At 61.7% G+C, this 15,711-nt stretch carries 12 protein-coding genes and 1 riboswitch; of the genes, 3 read left to right on the forward strand and 9 right to left on the reverse strand.

Features of this window, described 5'->3' with window-relative positions:
• Genes thiS through thiC form a run of 4 tightly spaced genes read right to left on the reverse strand, consistent with a single transcriptional unit; the run spans position 1 to position 4,577 of the window.
• Positions 1 to 213, reverse strand: coding sequence for a sulfur carrier protein ThiS (gene thiS / locus ACW5XD_RS05765; RefSeq protein ID WP_098980943.1), 213 nt, complete (start codon positions 211 to 213; stop codon positions 1 to 3).
• On the reverse strand, positions 210 to 983 hold the full coding sequence (locus tag ACW5XD_RS05770) for a HesA/MoeB/ThiF family protein (protein ID WP_456494040.1): 774 nt from the start codon (positions 981 to 983) through the stop codon (positions 210 to 212). The genes thiS and ACW5XD_RS05770 overlap by 4 nt, the downstream gene beginning before the upstream one ends.
• Positions 973 to 2,547: a thiamine phosphate synthase gene (gene thiE / locus ACW5XD_RS05775; RefSeq protein WP_456494041.1), complete on the reverse strand. Its 1,575-nt coding sequence runs from the start codon at positions 2,545 to 2,547 to the stop codon at positions 973 to 975. Before thiE ends, ACW5XD_RS05770 begins: the two co-directional genes overlap by 11 nt.
• Positions 2,544 to 4,577, reverse strand: coding sequence for a phosphomethylpyrimidine synthase ThiC (gene thiC / locus ACW5XD_RS05780; RefSeq protein WP_456494042.1), 2,034 nt, complete (start codon positions 4,575 to 4,577; stop codon positions 2,544 to 2,546). The genes thiE and thiC overlap by 4 nt, the downstream gene beginning before the upstream one ends.
• A 276-nt stretch (positions 4,578 to 4,853) precedes the next feature.
• Positions 4,854 to 4,967: riboswitch (TPP riboswitch) on the reverse strand.
• Between the two features lie 86 nt (positions 4,968 to 5,053).
• Between thiC and ACW5XD_RS05785 the strand changes: the two genes are divergently transcribed.
• Entirely contained in the window at positions 5,054 to 6,583 is a 1,530-nt protein-coding gene (locus tag ACW5XD_RS05785) for an aryl-sulfate sulfotransferase (protein ID WP_456494043.1), read from the forward strand.
• A 36-nt stretch (positions 6,584 to 6,619) separates the two neighbouring features.
• Here the strand turns inward: ACW5XD_RS05785 and ACW5XD_RS05790 are convergent, their stop codons facing one another.
• Both ACW5XD_RS05790 and ACW5XD_RS05795 read right to left on the reverse strand, forming a co-directional pair.
• Complete coding sequence (locus ACW5XD_RS05790; RefSeq protein WP_456494044.1) at positions 6,620 to 7,093, reverse strand: hypothetical protein; 474 nt, start codon at positions 7,091 to 7,093, stop codon at positions 6,620 to 6,622.
• A gap of 87 nt (positions 7,094 to 7,180) precedes the next feature.
• Positions 7,181 to 7,597 (reverse strand): hypothetical protein, encoded by a 417-nt coding sequence (locus ACW5XD_RS05795; RefSeq protein WP_456494045.1) that lies wholly within the window; start codon positions 7,595 to 7,597, stop codon positions 7,181 to 7,183.
• A gap of 90 nt (positions 7,598 to 7,687) precedes the next feature.
• Between ACW5XD_RS05795 and ACW5XD_RS05800 the strand changes: the two genes are divergently transcribed.
• The gene (locus ACW5XD_RS05800; protein WP_456494046.1) at positions 7,688 to 8,356 is read left to right on the forward strand and encodes a response regulator transcription factor; all 669 of its coding nucleotides are present in this window, start codon (positions 7,688 to 7,690) and stop codon (positions 8,354 to 8,356) included.
• A 43-nt stretch (positions 8,357 to 8,399) separates the two neighbouring features.
• Positions 8,400 to 9,611 carry a sensor histidine kinase gene (locus tag ACW5XD_RS05805; protein ID WP_456494047.1) on the forward strand — a complete coding sequence of 404 codons (1,212 nt, stop codon included), beginning with the start codon at positions 8,400 to 8,402 and terminating at the stop codon, positions 9,609 to 9,611.
• 175 nt (positions 9,612 to 9,786) lie between these two features.
• Here the strand turns inward: ACW5XD_RS05805 and rimK are convergent, their stop codons facing one another.
• From rimK to metH, 3 genes are all read right to left on the reverse strand, one after another.
• Positions 9,787 to 10,683 carry a 30S ribosomal protein S6--L-glutamate ligase gene (gene rimK, locus ACW5XD_RS05810; protein WP_456494048.1) on the reverse strand — a complete coding sequence of 299 codons (897 nt, stop codon included), beginning with the start codon at positions 10,681 to 10,683 and terminating at the stop codon, positions 9,787 to 9,789.
• A 113-nt stretch (positions 10,684 to 10,796) separates the two neighbouring features.
• Positions 10,797 to 11,861: a Gfo/Idh/MocA family oxidoreductase gene (locus ACW5XD_RS05815; RefSeq protein WP_456494049.1), complete on the reverse strand. Its 1,065-nt coding sequence runs from the start codon at positions 11,859 to 11,861 to the stop codon at positions 10,797 to 10,799.
• 56 nt (positions 11,862 to 11,917) lie between these two features.
• Complete coding sequence (gene metH, locus ACW5XD_RS05820) at positions 11,918 to 15,613, reverse strand: methionine synthase (protein ID WP_456494050.1); 3,696 nt, start codon at positions 15,611 to 15,613, stop codon at positions 11,918 to 11,920.
• Positions 15,614 to 15,711 lie beyond the last annotated feature (98 nt).

Raw genomic sequence — 15,711 nt, forward strand, 5'->3', positions numbered from 1 at the left:
TCAGCCTCCGGCGATGGCAGTGAAAAGGTGGATCTGGTCCCCGTCATTGAGTCGGGTGTCTGGCCAGCGGCTGCGGGGCAGCACGGCGCCGTTGAGGGCCACCGCCACCCCCTGCGGGGCTACCTCGCGGGCCGCCAGCAGCTCGGCCACGCTGATCTGGTTATCCGGGCTGGTCGTCAGCACCAGCTCGCTGTCGTTCAATCGGATCTTCATTGCGCATCCTCCATGGGCTGGGCAAGGGTGACGCCGCCACACACTGGGCAGGCGGGATCGGGGGACAACCCCAGGGTCTGCCACTCGTGGGTCAGGGCATCGAAACGGCGCAGGGTGCCCGCCACCGGGCTGGGTTTGCCCAGCAGCAGATGCAGGGCTTCCAGCGCCTGCAAGGCGCCCATCACGCCGACCAGAGGGCCTGTGACGCCGCTGCTCTGGCAGCTTTCCGTGATGCGGGTGTCCGGCGGATAGAGGCAGGCATAGCAGGCCTGTTCGGGGGCGGCTCGCGCCATCAGCTGACCCTGCCAGCCGACGGCGGCGGCCGAGATCCAGGGCTTGTTATGAGCCACGCAGGCGGCGTTGATGGCGTGGCGGCTGGCGAGGTTGTCGCAGCAGTCGACAACCAGATCCACCTCGGCCACGAAGGCTGGCAGGCTCTGCTCATCGAGCCGCTGATTGATGGCAATCAGCTCCACATGGGGGTTGTGGGCCGCCAACCGCTCGCGGGCCAGCTCGGCCTTGGAGCGATTGACTGCCTCGGAATCGAACAGGATCTGGCGCGGCAGGTTGCTGGAATCCACCACGTCGCCGTCGGCGAGCCACAAGGTGCCCACCCCGGCTCCGGCCAGATAGAGCGCCAGCGGCGAGCCGAGCCCACCGAGGCCGATGATCAGCACGGATGCCTCTTTCAGCCTCGCCTGCCCCGCTTCGCCGATTTCGCTCAGCATCAGTTGCCTGCCGTAGCGCAGGTATTCAGCATCAGAGAGCATGATCGGCCTCCTGCTGCGTGATGGCCTGATGGGTAAGCGCAGAGCAGGGCTCATCCCCCGCCCCCACGGCCGCCAGCAGTCGGGCGGTGGCCCCCTGCCAGTCGTCGCTGGCCGTGATGGCAGACACTAGAGCAATGCTGCCCACCCCGCTTGCCTGCACCGCAGCAATGCGATCCTCGCCGATGCCGCCGATGGCGACCGTCGGCCAGTCGCACATGAGTGCCCGATAGCGTTGCAGCCGCACCAGCCCCTGCGGGCGGGACGGCATCTGCTTGGTGTTGGTGGGGAAGATATGACCCAGCGCGATATAGGAGGGCACCAGCTCCCGGGCCCGCATCAGCTCGAAGTAGCCGTGGGTGGAGAGACCGAGGCGCAGGCCGGCGGCCTGGATGGCGGCGAGATCTGCCGTCTCCATGTCCTCCTGCCCCAGATGCACGCCGTAGGCACCGGCGGCTATGGCCTGCTGCCAATAGTCGTTGATAAAGAGCCGCGCACCAAAGCGGCGACCGAGCGCCACCGCCTCGGCTATCGCTGGCGTAACCTGGGCGGCGGGCAGGTTCTTGATGCGCAGCTGGATGGTCTTGACCCCCTGCCCCAGCAGGCGCCTGAGCCACTTGACCGAGTCCACCACAGGATAGAGGCCGAGCCGATGCTCTGTCCGGGCGAAGGGGCCATCGGGCAGGCGAGCCTCGCTAGGGGGATAGAGACCAAAGCGGCGATCCAGGCTCGACCCCGCCAATACGGCGCGGGGGAAGTGCGCGAGGCTGGTCGGCCAGCCGAGATGGGCTATGGGGCCAGGGCCGGCCCCCACCCCTTGTGCCCCCGCCAAGCCTTGCTGCAGGTAGGCGCGCGCCAGCGTGATGGCGTCATCGACCGGGTGATCCTGCGCCACCACGGCGGCGATGGCGCTGGCGTAGCAGCAGCCGGTGCCGTGGCCGTGGCGGGTGTCGAGGCGTGGCGCCCCTAGCCAGAACTCGCGGTGCTCGTCCTGGTAGTAATCGAGGCAGAGCTCGTCGCTCCAGCCCAGATGGCCGCCCTTGACCAGCACGGCGCGGGCGCCCAGTTCGCGCAGTCGCGCCGCCCCCGCCCGCACCAGCTCAGGGCTGCTGGCGGGAATGCCGGTCAGCGCCTCCAGCTCGGGGCCGTTGGGAGTGATGAGGGAGAGACGCGGCAGCAGCTGCTCACGCACCGCCGCCAGCATGTTGGCTTCGGCCATGGGGGTGCCCGTGCTGGCAATCGCCACCGGGTCGTAGACCACAAAAGGCGCCGCCAGAGTATCGAGCCGCCGGGCCAGCACCTCCACATGGAGCCGGGTCGGCAGCAGGCCTATCTTGATGGCCGCCGGCGGCAGATCGACGCCGAGGGCGTCGATCTGGGCGCAGAAGGTCTGCATCAGCACGGGGTCGACCATCTTCACCGCCACCGAATTCTGGGCCGTGATGGCGGAGATGACGGAGCAACCGTGCACACCCAGGCTGTGCATGCTGTGCAGATCGGCCTGAATGCCGGCGCCGCCCCCCGAGTCGGAACCGGCTATGGTCCAGACGATGGGTCGGCTGTTCATGCCTCCTCCCGTGCCGGTTTGAGGGCCGCCGCCTGATGGTAGAGTTCGCTCCCCTTCTCCTTGAAGGTCTCCGCCATCTGCGCCATGCCGCTTTCGACCTGGGCCACCACCCGCTCCTGCTGGCCATCCATGCCCACCAGCTTCACCTCGACCGCTTCCAGGCTGGCCGCGTAGTCGCGCACGTCCTGGGTGATCTTCATGGAGCAGAACTTGGGGCCGCACATGGAGCAGAAGTGCGCCACCTTGCCTGACTCCTGAGGCAGGGTTTCGTCGTGGTAGGCGCGGGCGGTCTCGGGATCCAGCGCCAGGTTGAACTGATCCTCCCAGCGGAACTCGAAGCGCGCCTTGGACATGGCGTTGTCGCGGATCTGGGCACCCGGATGCCCCTTGGCAAGATCCGCGGCATGGGCGGCGATCTTGTAGGTGATGAGACCCTGCTTCACGTCCTCCTTGTTCGGCAGCCCCAAGTGCTCCTTGGGGGTGACATAGCAGAGCATGGCGCAGCCATACCAGCCGATCATGGCGGCGCCTATGCCGGAGGTGAAGTGATCGTAACCCGGCGCGATATCGGTGGTGAGCGGGCCCAGCGTGTAGAAAGGCGCCTCGTGGCAGTGCTCCAGCTGCTCGGTCATGTTGCGCTCTATCATGTGCATCGGTACGTGGCCCGGCCCCTCGATCATCACCTGCACGTCGTACTCCCAGGCGATTTTGGTGAGCTCGCCCAGGGTGTGCAGCTCGGCGAACTGGGCTTCGTCGTTGGCGTCATAGACAGAGCCGGGACGCAGGCCATCCCCAAGCGACAGGGCCACGTCATAGGCGGCGCACAGCTCGCAGATCTCGCGAAAATGCTGGTAGAGGAAATTCTCCTTGTGGTGCGACAGGCACCACTTGGCCATGATGCTGCCACCACGGGAGACGATGCCGGTGAGGCGCTTGGCGGTCATGGGCACGTAGCGCAGCAAGACGCCGGCATGGATGGTGAAGTAGTCCACCCCTTGCTCGGCCTGTTCGAGCAGGGTGTCGCGGAACAGCTCCCAGGTGAGGTCTTCGGCGATGCCGTTGGTCTTCTCCAGCGCCTGATAGATGGGCACGGTACCGATGGGCACCGGGCTGTTGCGCAGGATCCACTCGCGGGTCTCGTGAATGTTGCGACCGGTGGAGAGATCCATGACGGTGTCGGCGCCCCAGCGGGTCGACCACACCAGCTTCTCCACCTCCTCTTCGATGCTGGAGCTGACCGCCGAGTTGCCTATGTTGGCGTTGATCTTCACCAGGAAGTTGCGACCTATGATCATGGGCTCGGTTTCCGGGTGGTTGACGTTGTTGGGGATGATGGCGCGGCCGGCGGCCACCTCATCGCGCACGAACTCGGGGGTGATGTTCTCGGGCAGGCGGGCGCCGAAACCCTGACCCGGATGCTGGCGCAGCAGCAGCTCTGAGCGCACCCGTTCGCGGCCCATGTTCTCGCGGATGGCGATAAATTCCATCTCTGGGGTGACCAGCCCCTGACGGGCATAGTGCAGCTGGGTTACCCGGCGGCCCGGCTTGGCGCGGCGGGGCTTGGGCAAGTTATCGAAACGCAGGTGATCCAGCCCCTCGTCGGCGAGGCGCTCCTGAGTGAAAGCGGAGCTGAGACCATCGAGTTCCTCGGTATCCCCCCGCTCCAGCACCCAGCCTTGCCGCAGGCGTGGCAGACCGAGACGCACGTCGATGACCGCATGCTCATCGCCATAGGCACCCGAGGTGTCATAGACGGGGACCGGCTCGTTGGCTTCGAACTGCGGGTTCTCCTTGCTGCCGCCGACCAGGGTGTCGGCCAGGGCGATTTCACGCAGCCCCACCCGGATATCGGGGCGAGAACCTTCGATGAAGATGCGGCTGGAGTTGGGGTGGGCCATCCCCTTGAGGTTGTCGATAAAGCGCTGGGCGCTGGCGCGCTGCTCGCGACGGCTGGGGGCTGGCTTGCGCTGTTCGGAAACAGCCTGCTCGGATACGGCCTGTTCAGTGGCGGATGATACGGAAGTAGACATAGCAAAACTCTCATTAACTGGTTGAAGTTATGGGTGTTTGCTTGTCTGGAGTTCGAGGAGAAGATGAACTTGCGGCGGGGTGTTCACGTCAGGAGGGAGAGTGCGGGATGGATCTCCGCTGTGCTGTTCTGCCGCTTTCCTGTTGTCCTGCTTTGGGCAAGATGCTCCAAGGATGGACAACCGGACGGGACAGACTCCCTCCTGTGCGCCCTGACCCATCTCGGGTGATCCCTTCGATGAGCGGGAGAGGCTTGTCCCTTCCCCCGGCGCGGCAACCCGCAAGTTACCCTTGTTTCCCTTCGCAGGTGCTAGCCTGATCAGGTTCCACGGATCCCGAATTAACGGTCTCAGCCTCGCGTCGTTCGACGGTCGGCACTCCGACAAGATGGCGCCAGTATATACGGCCTGTTTATTTACTCAACCATGAATTTTTCACTACACTTGGGCGGTTCATTAACACAGGGATGGTGTTCATTATGCGCATAAAAAAATCATTTTTGCTCAGCCTTATCTTTCTCGGGCTGTACGGTTGCAATGGCAGTAGTGACAACAGAAAAACACTGGCTGAACAGCTCAGTTATGATCCTGCAACCCAAGTTGTTGAAAATGACATGCATGACTCCGTTTTTATTTCGGCACTGGATCTGTCCGGGTTGGACAGCAGCAAAATACAAAAAATCTCGTTCACCATCAGACCAAAAGATGGCAATTATGCCAAACCAGTAACAGCCACTTATGATTGGCAATATCTTGTAGCAAATGGCCTGTACGATGCTGCTAACAACAGGATCCAGCTCCCCATCTTTGGTTTATATAGTGCTTATCCCAATGAAGTAAAAGTCAATATTCAGTTTATTGATACCAGTAGCTACGCATTTCAAAAGACGATGATAACTGCAGACTATATAGACAGCATAGGTATTTATGACAGCGTTGGTATTAGCATCAAGCCGAGCTCGACTCCTAGCTACAGTTATTTTTATCTAAAAGGGTCAAAAAAATCGCCCATCATAATGGATGTAGATGGTGAGGTTCGTTGGGATGCTGATATAAAAATGGCTTCAGGCTCATCTGTTTTCATGGACAATAACTTCCTGACTGGCAGTACAAAAAGCAAAGCTATAGATGTCTTATCCCTCTATGGAAAAACAGATTCATTCACTGTTGATGGAACATCAATGGGTAGTGATGCCTATTTTCACCATAATATTGACCAAGGAAAAGTGGGTGTATTGATTGAACTGGATGGCACTGCCGGAGGAGCATTTAAAATAGAATCATTTTTAAGTGAAATAGACAGCAAGGGCGAAATAATAAAAGAATGGGATCTCGGTAAGATATTCTCTGAATATATGCTGCAGGAAGGAGATGACCCTAGCAATTTTGTCCGAGATGGCGTGGATTGGTTCCATATAAACGCAGCGACTTACGATCCTGCCGATGACACCTTATTAGTCTCCAGCCGCGAAAATTTTGTCGTTAAGCTGGATTACAACACAGGAAAAATCATCTGGTTGCTGGGGGATGAAACCAAACACTGGTACTCCTACCCCTCCCTGCAAAAGCTGGCCTTGTCACTCTCCTCCGGGCAGACGCCGATAGGACAACATGCCATCTCCATGACCAAAGATGGAAAACTGATGTTGTTCAACAATGGGAGAAGAAGTTTCAACAATCCTGCAGGCACCCCGACTGGCATAGACCTCGTCACCAGCCAAACCGCCATTTTCGATATCGACAACCAGAACAAGACGGCTCAGGTGGCCTGGAGTTTCGATGACGGTATCTATTCCGACATCTGTTCCAGCATCTACGAAGACAAGTTGTCTGCCCAAGGTGACTTTCTGATCAACTATGCCGCTGCCGACAACAGAAGCCGCGTCATCATTCAGGGGCTCAATAAGGATAAACAGAAACTGTTCGAGTTCACCTATCCAAGCCCGACTCCCTGCGCTACATCCTGGAATGCCATCCAGATCCCTCTGGAAAACATTCACTTCCAGTGACAGGAAGAGCAGCGCTCCCCGATGGCGCTGCTCTATCTATTCATCTTCCGGATTGGGGATCAGGATCTCGATCACCCGGCCCGTTTCATCGCGGCTCAGCACCAGTTGGCGACCCGGTTGCAGATCGGCGGGACCGCCGTTGAGCCAGCGGGTACCGGCATCGAATATGATTGTGCCCAACCCCTGCAATTGCAGCGAGTGACCGGCCACCGCGAGCAAAGGGGCCTCTGCCCGTCGCCAGTGGCTGGCCGACGCGGACTCTAGCGCAATATCCGTGAGGCGAATATGCTCGGCAACGCCGTTGCGACTCAGGATGGCAAGCCGCATGCCGGGGCTGAGCTCCCCTGTGTGGCGAACCCCGCTCAGACTTGCACTGCCCAGCTCCAGCTCGGCGCCCTGAAACTGCAGGCGAATGCCGTCGTTGTGTTCCAGTTCCACCAGCCAGAGCTCGCCATCGGCGGCCAGGGTGCAGAGCGGCAGTGCCAGCAACAGAAGGGAGGTGCGCGTCATAGCAATAAGCCCATGGTCAAACTCATGTGGAGGTTTAACTATGGATCTGAGCAGGCCATTTTGCCGGTAGACAAATGACGCTTATGTTCAGTCGTCCTCGCGGCAGCGACTCAACCGCATGCCGTCAAACTTGCACTCCAGCTCCAGCCAGCGGCCTTCGAAGGGGGCCAGGCTGTCATCCGAGGTGACATATCCCCAGATACGTCCCTGTGCGACCGGCCCTTCCAGCTCCATCTCATCGTTCTCCTCCAGAGCTTCCACCTCACGGATCACCCTCAGCCCGCCCTCTATCACCCCTTCCAGATCGACCCAGGTGCCACCGAGACCATCCTCGTTCAACCCGTCCTTGAAGCGGGTCCCTTCATCGAGCGTGAAGGGAATGCCGTTGACCATCAGCTGGCCCAGCTGCCAGGTGGTGCGACCGGTCAACTTGAACTCGGCCGACTGCGCGGTGCCAAGCGGCAACAAGATAAACAGCAAGAGCGCGCAGAGAGACTTCTTCATCGGGGATCCTCGGGGTTACACTGCCACACAGGATGGCTTGTCCAGTGTGAGACGAGCGTGAAATGCCGGTCAAAACCAGGAGATCAAAACATGAAAATACTGGTGGTGGAAGACAATCCCCAGGTGGCGGAAACCATCATGGATTACCTGGAGCTGGCGGGGCACAAGATGGACTGTGCCTATCACGGTCAGGCCGCACTGCAACTGCTGGCGCAGCAGCGTTTCGACGTCATCATCATGGATGTCATGATGCCGCGCCTGGATGGCCTGCGCACGGTAGAGCAGCTGAGAGCCGACGGGGTCGCCACCCCAGTGCTGTTTCTCACTGCCCGCGACAGTCTGGATGACAAGCTGGCGGGCTTCCGGGCCGGTGGTGACGACTATCTGGTCAAGCCCTTCGCCATGGAAGAGCTGGAGGTGCGGCTGCAGGCGCTGGCCCTGCGTGGCCCCCGCAGCGACATGGGGGCCCTCAGCGTGGGCGAGCTGACGCTGGATCCCGCCAGTGGCCGCGCCACCCGCGCGGGGGTCGAGCTCAAGCTCGGCAAGATCCCGTTCCAGATCCTCACCCTGCTGGCCCGCCGGGCCCCCGCGCTGGTCACTCGGCAAGAGGTGCTCGACACCGTCTGGGGCGATGAGGAGCCGGACTCCGACGCCCTGCGCAGCCATATCTACGCCCTGCGCAATGCCCTCGACAAGCCCTTTGCCACCCCCATGCTGGAGACTCTGCACGGCCAGGGTTATCGGCTGGTGACGCCATGATGGACGTCCTGCAGATCCTTGGCCTGCACGCAGGGAGTCAGTCATGAGTCTGCCCAGACTGCGCCGTCGCCTGATCCTGACCCTGAGCGGGGCCGGCATGCTGCTGCTGATCATCATCAGCCTGCTGATGGTGGTGGCTGAAGACAAGATGGAGGAGCTGAGCTTGCGTCACTGGCTGGAAGCCGAGGTGACCCGCTACAACGACGACTGGCTGCGGCTCGGCATGGCGGCCCCCGCCCCCAGCCCGCGTCAGTTCTCCAGCTACTGGACCCAGGCCGGCCGGCTGCCCGCCTGGCTCAAGCCCTATCAGAGCCCGGGCTTCTACGAACATGTGCTGGGGGATGAAGACAAACATTTCCTGGTACGGCCCCATCCGTCCGGCGAGGGGCTGCTCTATCTGGTATTCAACGACGACGCAGACGACTACCTTGACCCTTACGAAGACCAACTGCATCTGGCGACCCGACTGATTGGGCTGGCCCTGCTGCTCGCGTGCATCGGTTTCGGCATCTGGCTGGTGCGCCACATCACGCGCCCCCTTGAGCGATTGCGTCAACGGGTGGCTCATCTCACGCCGGATCAGGCGGATTTCGTGCCCGACGCCCCCTGGCAGGAGCTGCGGGACATAGAGCTGGCGCTGCTGACCGGCAAGCACGAGGTGGCCGCCGTGTTCGCTCGCGAACAGGAGTTCAGCCGCTTCGCCAGCCACGAGCTGCGCACCCCCAACATGGTGATCCAGGGATCAGCCGCCCTGCTCGGCAAGGTGACGGACCTGCCCGCCCCCGCCGCGCGCGCCACCCTGCGCATCCGCGCCGCCGCCGATGAGATGGCGCTGCTCACCGAGACCTTCCTGCTGCTGGGCCGCAAGGAGGCGGTGGAGCGCCCCCCCCAGCAGGTAGCACCGCTCATCCGCCGGGAGCTCGAGCGCCTGGCACCGCTGTTGCGGCGGGAGACACTGGATATCCGGCTGCACCTCGATGAGGAGAGCGGGGTGAACGCCCCCCTCTCATTGCTCGCCATTGCGCTCGGCAACCTGCTCAAGAATGCCCTGAGCTATGCCGAGGGGCATATCGAGATCACGCTCGCGGAGCAGATCCTCACCATCAGCAACCCGACCGCGGCAGCGCCGGATCAGATCCTGGGCTACGGCTGCGGCCTCACCATCATACAGCGCATCTGCGAGAAGCTGGGCTGGCAGATAGAGACCCGGCTGGAGGATGGCGTGTTCAGCGCCAGACTGGCGATGAGAGGGTAACGCGGCACAGGGCAGATCCCGTGTGCATAAAGCAATGATGCCACCTCATTCCCACCCCAGCGTCCCAAGGGAAAAGAAAACACCTTCCCGCTTGAGCCCAAAAGGGCAAAGCCCAGAAACGACAAGGCGCCCGAAGGCGCCTTGTGTTGATACCACGCTGCAAGCCGTCAATGGCTCATTCGGCAGGCTTGTTTTTGCGGCTCGCCTTGAGTTCGAGAAACTCGATGATCTTGCCCGCCACATCCTTGCCGGAGGCCGCCTCCACCCCTTGCAGGCCAGGGGAGGAGTTCACCTCCAGCACCAGCGGGCCACGGGCAGAACGCAGAATATCCACCCCGGCCACATCCAGCCCCATGATCTTGGCAGCCTGTACGGCGGTCGCCCGCTCTTCCGGGCTTATCTTGATCGCCTCGGCGGTGCCGCCACGGTGCAGGTTGGAACGAAACTCCCCCGGCTGGGCCTGACGACGCATGGCCGCCACCACCTTGCCATTGACCACCAGGCAACGAATGTCGGCACCGTTGGCCTCGCGGATATACTCCTGCACCAGGATATTGTTGTTGGTCTGGATAAAGGCCTCGATCACGCTCTCGGCGGCTTTCTGGGTCTCACACAGCACAACGCCGATCCCCTGGGTCCCTTCCAGCAGTTTCACCACCAGGGGAGCCCCCCCCACCATGGTAATGAGATCCGGCACATCGTAGGTGCTGTGGGCATAACCCGTGATGGGCAGACCTATACCGTGGCGCGACAGCAGCTGCATGGCTCGCAGCTTGTCGCGGGAACGGGAGATGGCCACCGAGCTGTTGAGGGCCATGGTGTTCATCATCTCGAACTGGCGCAGCACGGCGGTGCCGTAAAAGGTAATGCTGGCGCCGATACGCGGGATCACTGCGTCGTAACTCTCCAGCTCTCGCCCTTCGTAATGAATGGAGGGGCTGTGGGAGGCGATATTCATGTAGCAGCGCAGGGTGTCGAGCACCTCTACCTGATGACCGCGCGCCTGTGCCACCTCGACCAGACGGCGGGTGGAATAGTTTCTGGGCTCACGGGATAAAATAGCAATCTTCATGAAAATGACAGACCTGATAATCGGGCTGGAGAGTATAAGGTGCCACGGACTGCTGACAACGCCAATCCTTTCCCCTTACCATTCGACCTTTTGCAAGATCCCGTCAACGAGATTCAATGAGGACCGCGCAACTGCTGTTGCAAGGTCAGCAACAGTCTAACCTCCTGCAGACGACGGGCGGTCGTCCCCTGCCATCCCCCGACGGGAATGGGCGCCAGCAGGGTATCGGCGAGGCAGTCCCGATAGAGTAACCCCAGGTGATGCCAGCGATGTACCACGCCGTGGTCGTGATAATGCAGCCACTCCTGATTGCCGCTGCGAAATAGCTCTATGTGGCGACCATCAAAGAGATTTATACAGACCCCCTTTTTCTCGACCCCAGGCCCGGCATACTTGTCGAGCCAGAGTGTCAACGGCACACCGGCCGCCTCGCCCCTCAAGCAGGCTCGTCCTTCGGCGCTATCCAGATCACCATAGGAGATGGACTGACCCAGCCGATCGGCCACTCCCTCTGCTACCAGCATCAGTCGGTCGTCCCCGCCGAGTGCCACCAGCAGCTCACGGAGCATCGCCAACAGATGGGTGCCGATATCGAGGATGACCCCGTCAGGGTGGCGCAGGATCCGCTGATCCGGCTCACCGGTGGCAAAATTGAGCGCATAAGGATGCCCCTCGTCATCGATGCCGCACGGCTCCAGCAAAAAGCCCTCGACCGAGGCGACCTCCGCCAGCGTGACTGGTGTGATGGTTCTCGCCGGTTGAGACTGCAGTTGCCAGCTGGCATCCAGTCCGCCATTGAGCAACCGCTGGACGGCGTTGCGAGCCATCCAGTGATCCAGCGCCAGCACCCGCGCGGCGATCTGCGGCTCGGACAACAGCCGCTGCAGGCGAGCTTGCTGGGCCAGAGTCGCCACCACGGGCTTCTCCACCAGAATGAGGGGGACGTCGCTCGCCAGCGCCTGTTCAAGCACCGGCAGATGGAGCAGGGATGGCGTGGCGATGACCAGCCGATCGAGGGACTGCGCCAGCAGGGCCTCCAGGGTTGGCAGCGAGCTCACTCCCGACAAGCTGCGGGCGGGGTCGAATCCCCACAAGGCGGCATCGGGAGCCAGGCTTTGCAGTGCTGGGAGATAGGCCGTCTCGACGACGGCCCCCAGGCCAACGAATCCAATCTTCATAGCACCTCAGCTTGCTTGGGTCCGTTCAGACCTGGATCTGCTCCGTCGCGGCGGGATCAATTCAGATTCGGCCCCAACCAGCGCTCGGCTTCCACCAGCGTCATCCCCTTGCGGGCGGCGTAATCTTCCACCTGATCCTGCTGGATCTGCGCCACCGCGAAGTATTTGCTGTCGGGGTGTGAGAAGTACCAGCCCGACACGGCCGCTCCCGGCCACATGGCGTAGGATTCGGTCAGCTTCATGCCGATGGCCTGCTCGACACCCAACAGCTCCCAGATGCTGCCTTTTTCGGTGTGCTCCGGACAGGCCGGGTAACCAGGGGCCGGACGTATGCCGCGATAGTTTTCGCGAATGAGATCCTCGTTGCTGAGGTCCTCGTCAGGGGCATAGCCCCAGTGCCGCTTTCGCACCTGCTCGTGCAGGTACTCGGCGAAGGCCTCGGCGAGGCGGTCGCACACCGCCTGGATGAGGATGGCGTTGTAGTCGTCGTGATCCGCCTTGTAAGCTTGCGCTATGGCCTCCTCACCGATGCCGCCGGTCACCGCGAAGGCACCAATCCAGTCCGGCTTGCCGCTCTCTTTCGGCGCCACATAATCCGCCAGACAGTAGTTGGGGAAGCCCTGCTTCTCGCTCTGCTGGCGCAAATGGTGCAGCACCTTGCGCACTTCGCTGCGCGACTCGTCGGTGTAGACCTCTATGCTGTCGCCCACCCCGTTGGCCGGGAACAACCCTATGATACCGGCGCAGCGCACGCTCTGATCCTGCTCCAGCTGATCCAGCATGGCGTTGGCATCGGCAAACAGCTTGGTCGCCTCCTCACCGATGATCTCGTCCTCCAGGATGCGCGGATACTTGCCCGCCAGCTCCCAGCTGAGGAAAAACGGCGTCCAGTCGATGTAGGGACGCAGCACGGAGACGGACACGTTTTCGAACGTCTGCACGCCGGGCTCACGGGGGGCTGGCGGTTGATAATTCACCCAGTCCAGCTGCTGCCGGTTGGCGCGGGCGTGGGCCAGGGAAACCGGCTTGGAACGAGGCTGCTTGCGGGCATGCTGATCCCGGGCTACCTCGTACTCCTTGTCGATGCGGGCGACAAACGCAGGCTTGAGTTCCGGGTTGAGCAGGCTCTGGGCCACCCCGACGGCGCGCGAGGCGTTGGAGACATAGACCACGGGTTCCGAGTAGTTCTGCTCTATCTTGACCGCCGTGTGCGCCTTGGAGGTGGTGGCGCCGCCGATCAAGAGCGGCAGCTTGAAGCCCTGGCGCTCCATCTCCTTGGCCACGTGCACCATCTCGTCGAGAGACGGAGTGATAAGGCCCGAGAGGCCGATGATATCCGCCCCCACTTCCCGCGCCGTCTTGAGAATTGTCTCGCAGGAGACCATGACCCCGAGATCGACGATCTCGTAGTTGTTGCACTGCAGCACCACCCCGACGATGTTCTTGCCGATGTCGTGCACATCCCCCTTCACGGTGGCGAGCACTATCTTGCCGTTGCTGTAGCCGCCCTGTTTTTCGGCTTCGATGTAGGGTTGCAGATAGGCCACCGCCCGCTTCATCACCCGCGCAGACTTCACCACCTGGGGCAGGAACATCTTGCCCGCACCAAACAGATCGCCGACCACGTTCATGCCGTCCATCAGCGGCCCTTCGATCACGTGCAGCGGCTTCTCGGCGCCGGCCCGCGCCTCCTCGGTATCCTCTTCAATAAAATCCGTGATCCCCTTGACCAGGGCGTGCTCCAGCCGCTTGCCCACCGGCCAGCTGCGCCACTCCTGATCTCGCGGATCCTCCGCCTGGGCACCGGCGCCACGATACTTCTCGGCAATGGCCAGCAGATCCTCGGTGGCACTGTCACTCAAGTTGAGCACCACCGCCTCGACCTTAGCCTTCAGTTCGGCAGGAATGTCTTCATAGATGGCGAGCTGACCGGCATTGACTATCCCCATGTCCATGCCGTTCTGGATGGCGTGGTAGAGGAAGACGGCGTGAATGGCTTCGCGCACCGGTTCGTTGCCACGAAACGAGAAGGAGACGTTGGAGACGCCGCCCGAGATCATGGCGTGGGGCAGATGGGTCTTGATGTCCTTCACCGCCTCGATGAAGTCCACCGCGTAGTTGTTGTGCTCGTCGATGCCGGTCGCCACCGCGAAGATGTTGGGATCGAAGATGATGTCTTCCGGCGGGAAGCCCACCTGATCCACCAGGATCCGGTAGGCGCGCTGACAGATCTCGAACTTGCGGGCACGGGTATCGGCCTGACCCACCTCGTCGAACGCCATCACTATGACGGCGGCGCCATAGCGACGCAGCAGCTTGGCCTGGGCGATGAATTTCTCCTCCCCCTCCTTCATGGAGATGGAGTTGACCACCGGCTTGCCCTGCACGCACTTGAGGCCCGCCTCCAGCACCTCCCACTTGGAGGAGTCGATCATCACGGGCACCCGGGCTATGTCCGGCTCGCCAGCGATCAGGTTCAGGAAGCGCACCATGGCCGCCTCGGCGTCCAGCATCCCCTCGTCCATGTTGATGTCGATGATCTGGGCGCCGCTCTCCACCTGCTGCTTGGCGACATCCAGCGCCTCGTCGTAGAGCCCCTCCTTGATCAGCCTCTTGAACTTGGCCGAGCCGGTGACGTTGGTACGCTCCCCCACGTTCACGAACATGGAGTCCGCCGTGATGATAAGGGGCTCGAGGCCCGACAGCCGGCAGGCTACCAGCAGTTCGGGCAGAACGCGCGGCTTGAGGCCTGCCACGGCATCGGCCATGGCGCGAATATGGGTCGGGGTGGTACCACAGCAGCCCCCCACCAGATTGAGGAAGCCGCTCGAAGCCCACTCGCGGATATGCTCCGCCATCTCGCCCGCGTCCAGATCGTACTCGCCAAACGCATTGGGTAGGCCGGCGTTGGGGTGGGCACTGACACAGGCTTCGCTGATGCGCGACAGCTCTTCCACGTACTGGCGCAGCTCGTCGGGGCCGAGCGCGCAGTTGAGGCCAAACGAGATGGGCTTGACGTGGCGAAGCGAATGATAGAAGGCTTCCGTGGTCTGGCCGGAGAGGGTACGGCCGGAGGCATCCGTGATGGTGCCGGAGATCATCACCGGCAGGGCGTAGCCCAGCTCCTCGAACACCAGATCCACCGCGAAGGCGGCGGCCTTGGCGTTGAGGGTATCGAAGATGGTCTCGATCAGAATGAGGTCAGCCCCCCCCTCGATGAGGGCGTGGGTCGACTCCGTGTACGCAGCCACCAGCTGGTCATAGGTGACGTTGCGCTTGCCGGGATCGTTCACGTCCGGCGAGATGGAACAGGTGCGGTTGGTCGGGCCCAAGACCCCGGCCACGAAACGCGGCTTGGCCGGGTCTTTGGCCGTCCACTCATCGGCGACGGCGCGGGCCAGCCTCGCAGCCTCACGGTTGATCTCGGCGGAGAAATCTTCCATCTCGTAATCGGCCATGGCGATACGGGTGGCGTTGAAGGTGTTAGTCTCGAGGATGTCGGCCCCGGCAGCGCAATACTGATCGTGGATCTCGCGTATCACCGCAGGCCGGGTCAATACCAGCAGATCATTGTTGCCCTTGATGTCGGTATGCCAGTCGGCAAAGCGCTCACCCCGATAGTCCGCCTCACCCAGCTTGTAGCCCTGGATCATGGTGCCCATGGCCCCGTCGATGATCAGGATCCGCTCCTTGAGACAGGATTCCAGCTTCTTCTTTATGTCCGACTTTTTATTCGACTCTATGCTCGACACCGCTCGTTCCTCTTACATCCATGCAACTGCGTGAAGTTCATCCTAGCAGCAAACAAATCAAATAGAAATCTAGCCGTCTATCTGTCCGTAATTGCGGC

Source organism: Aeromonas enterica (assembly GCF_054052465.1).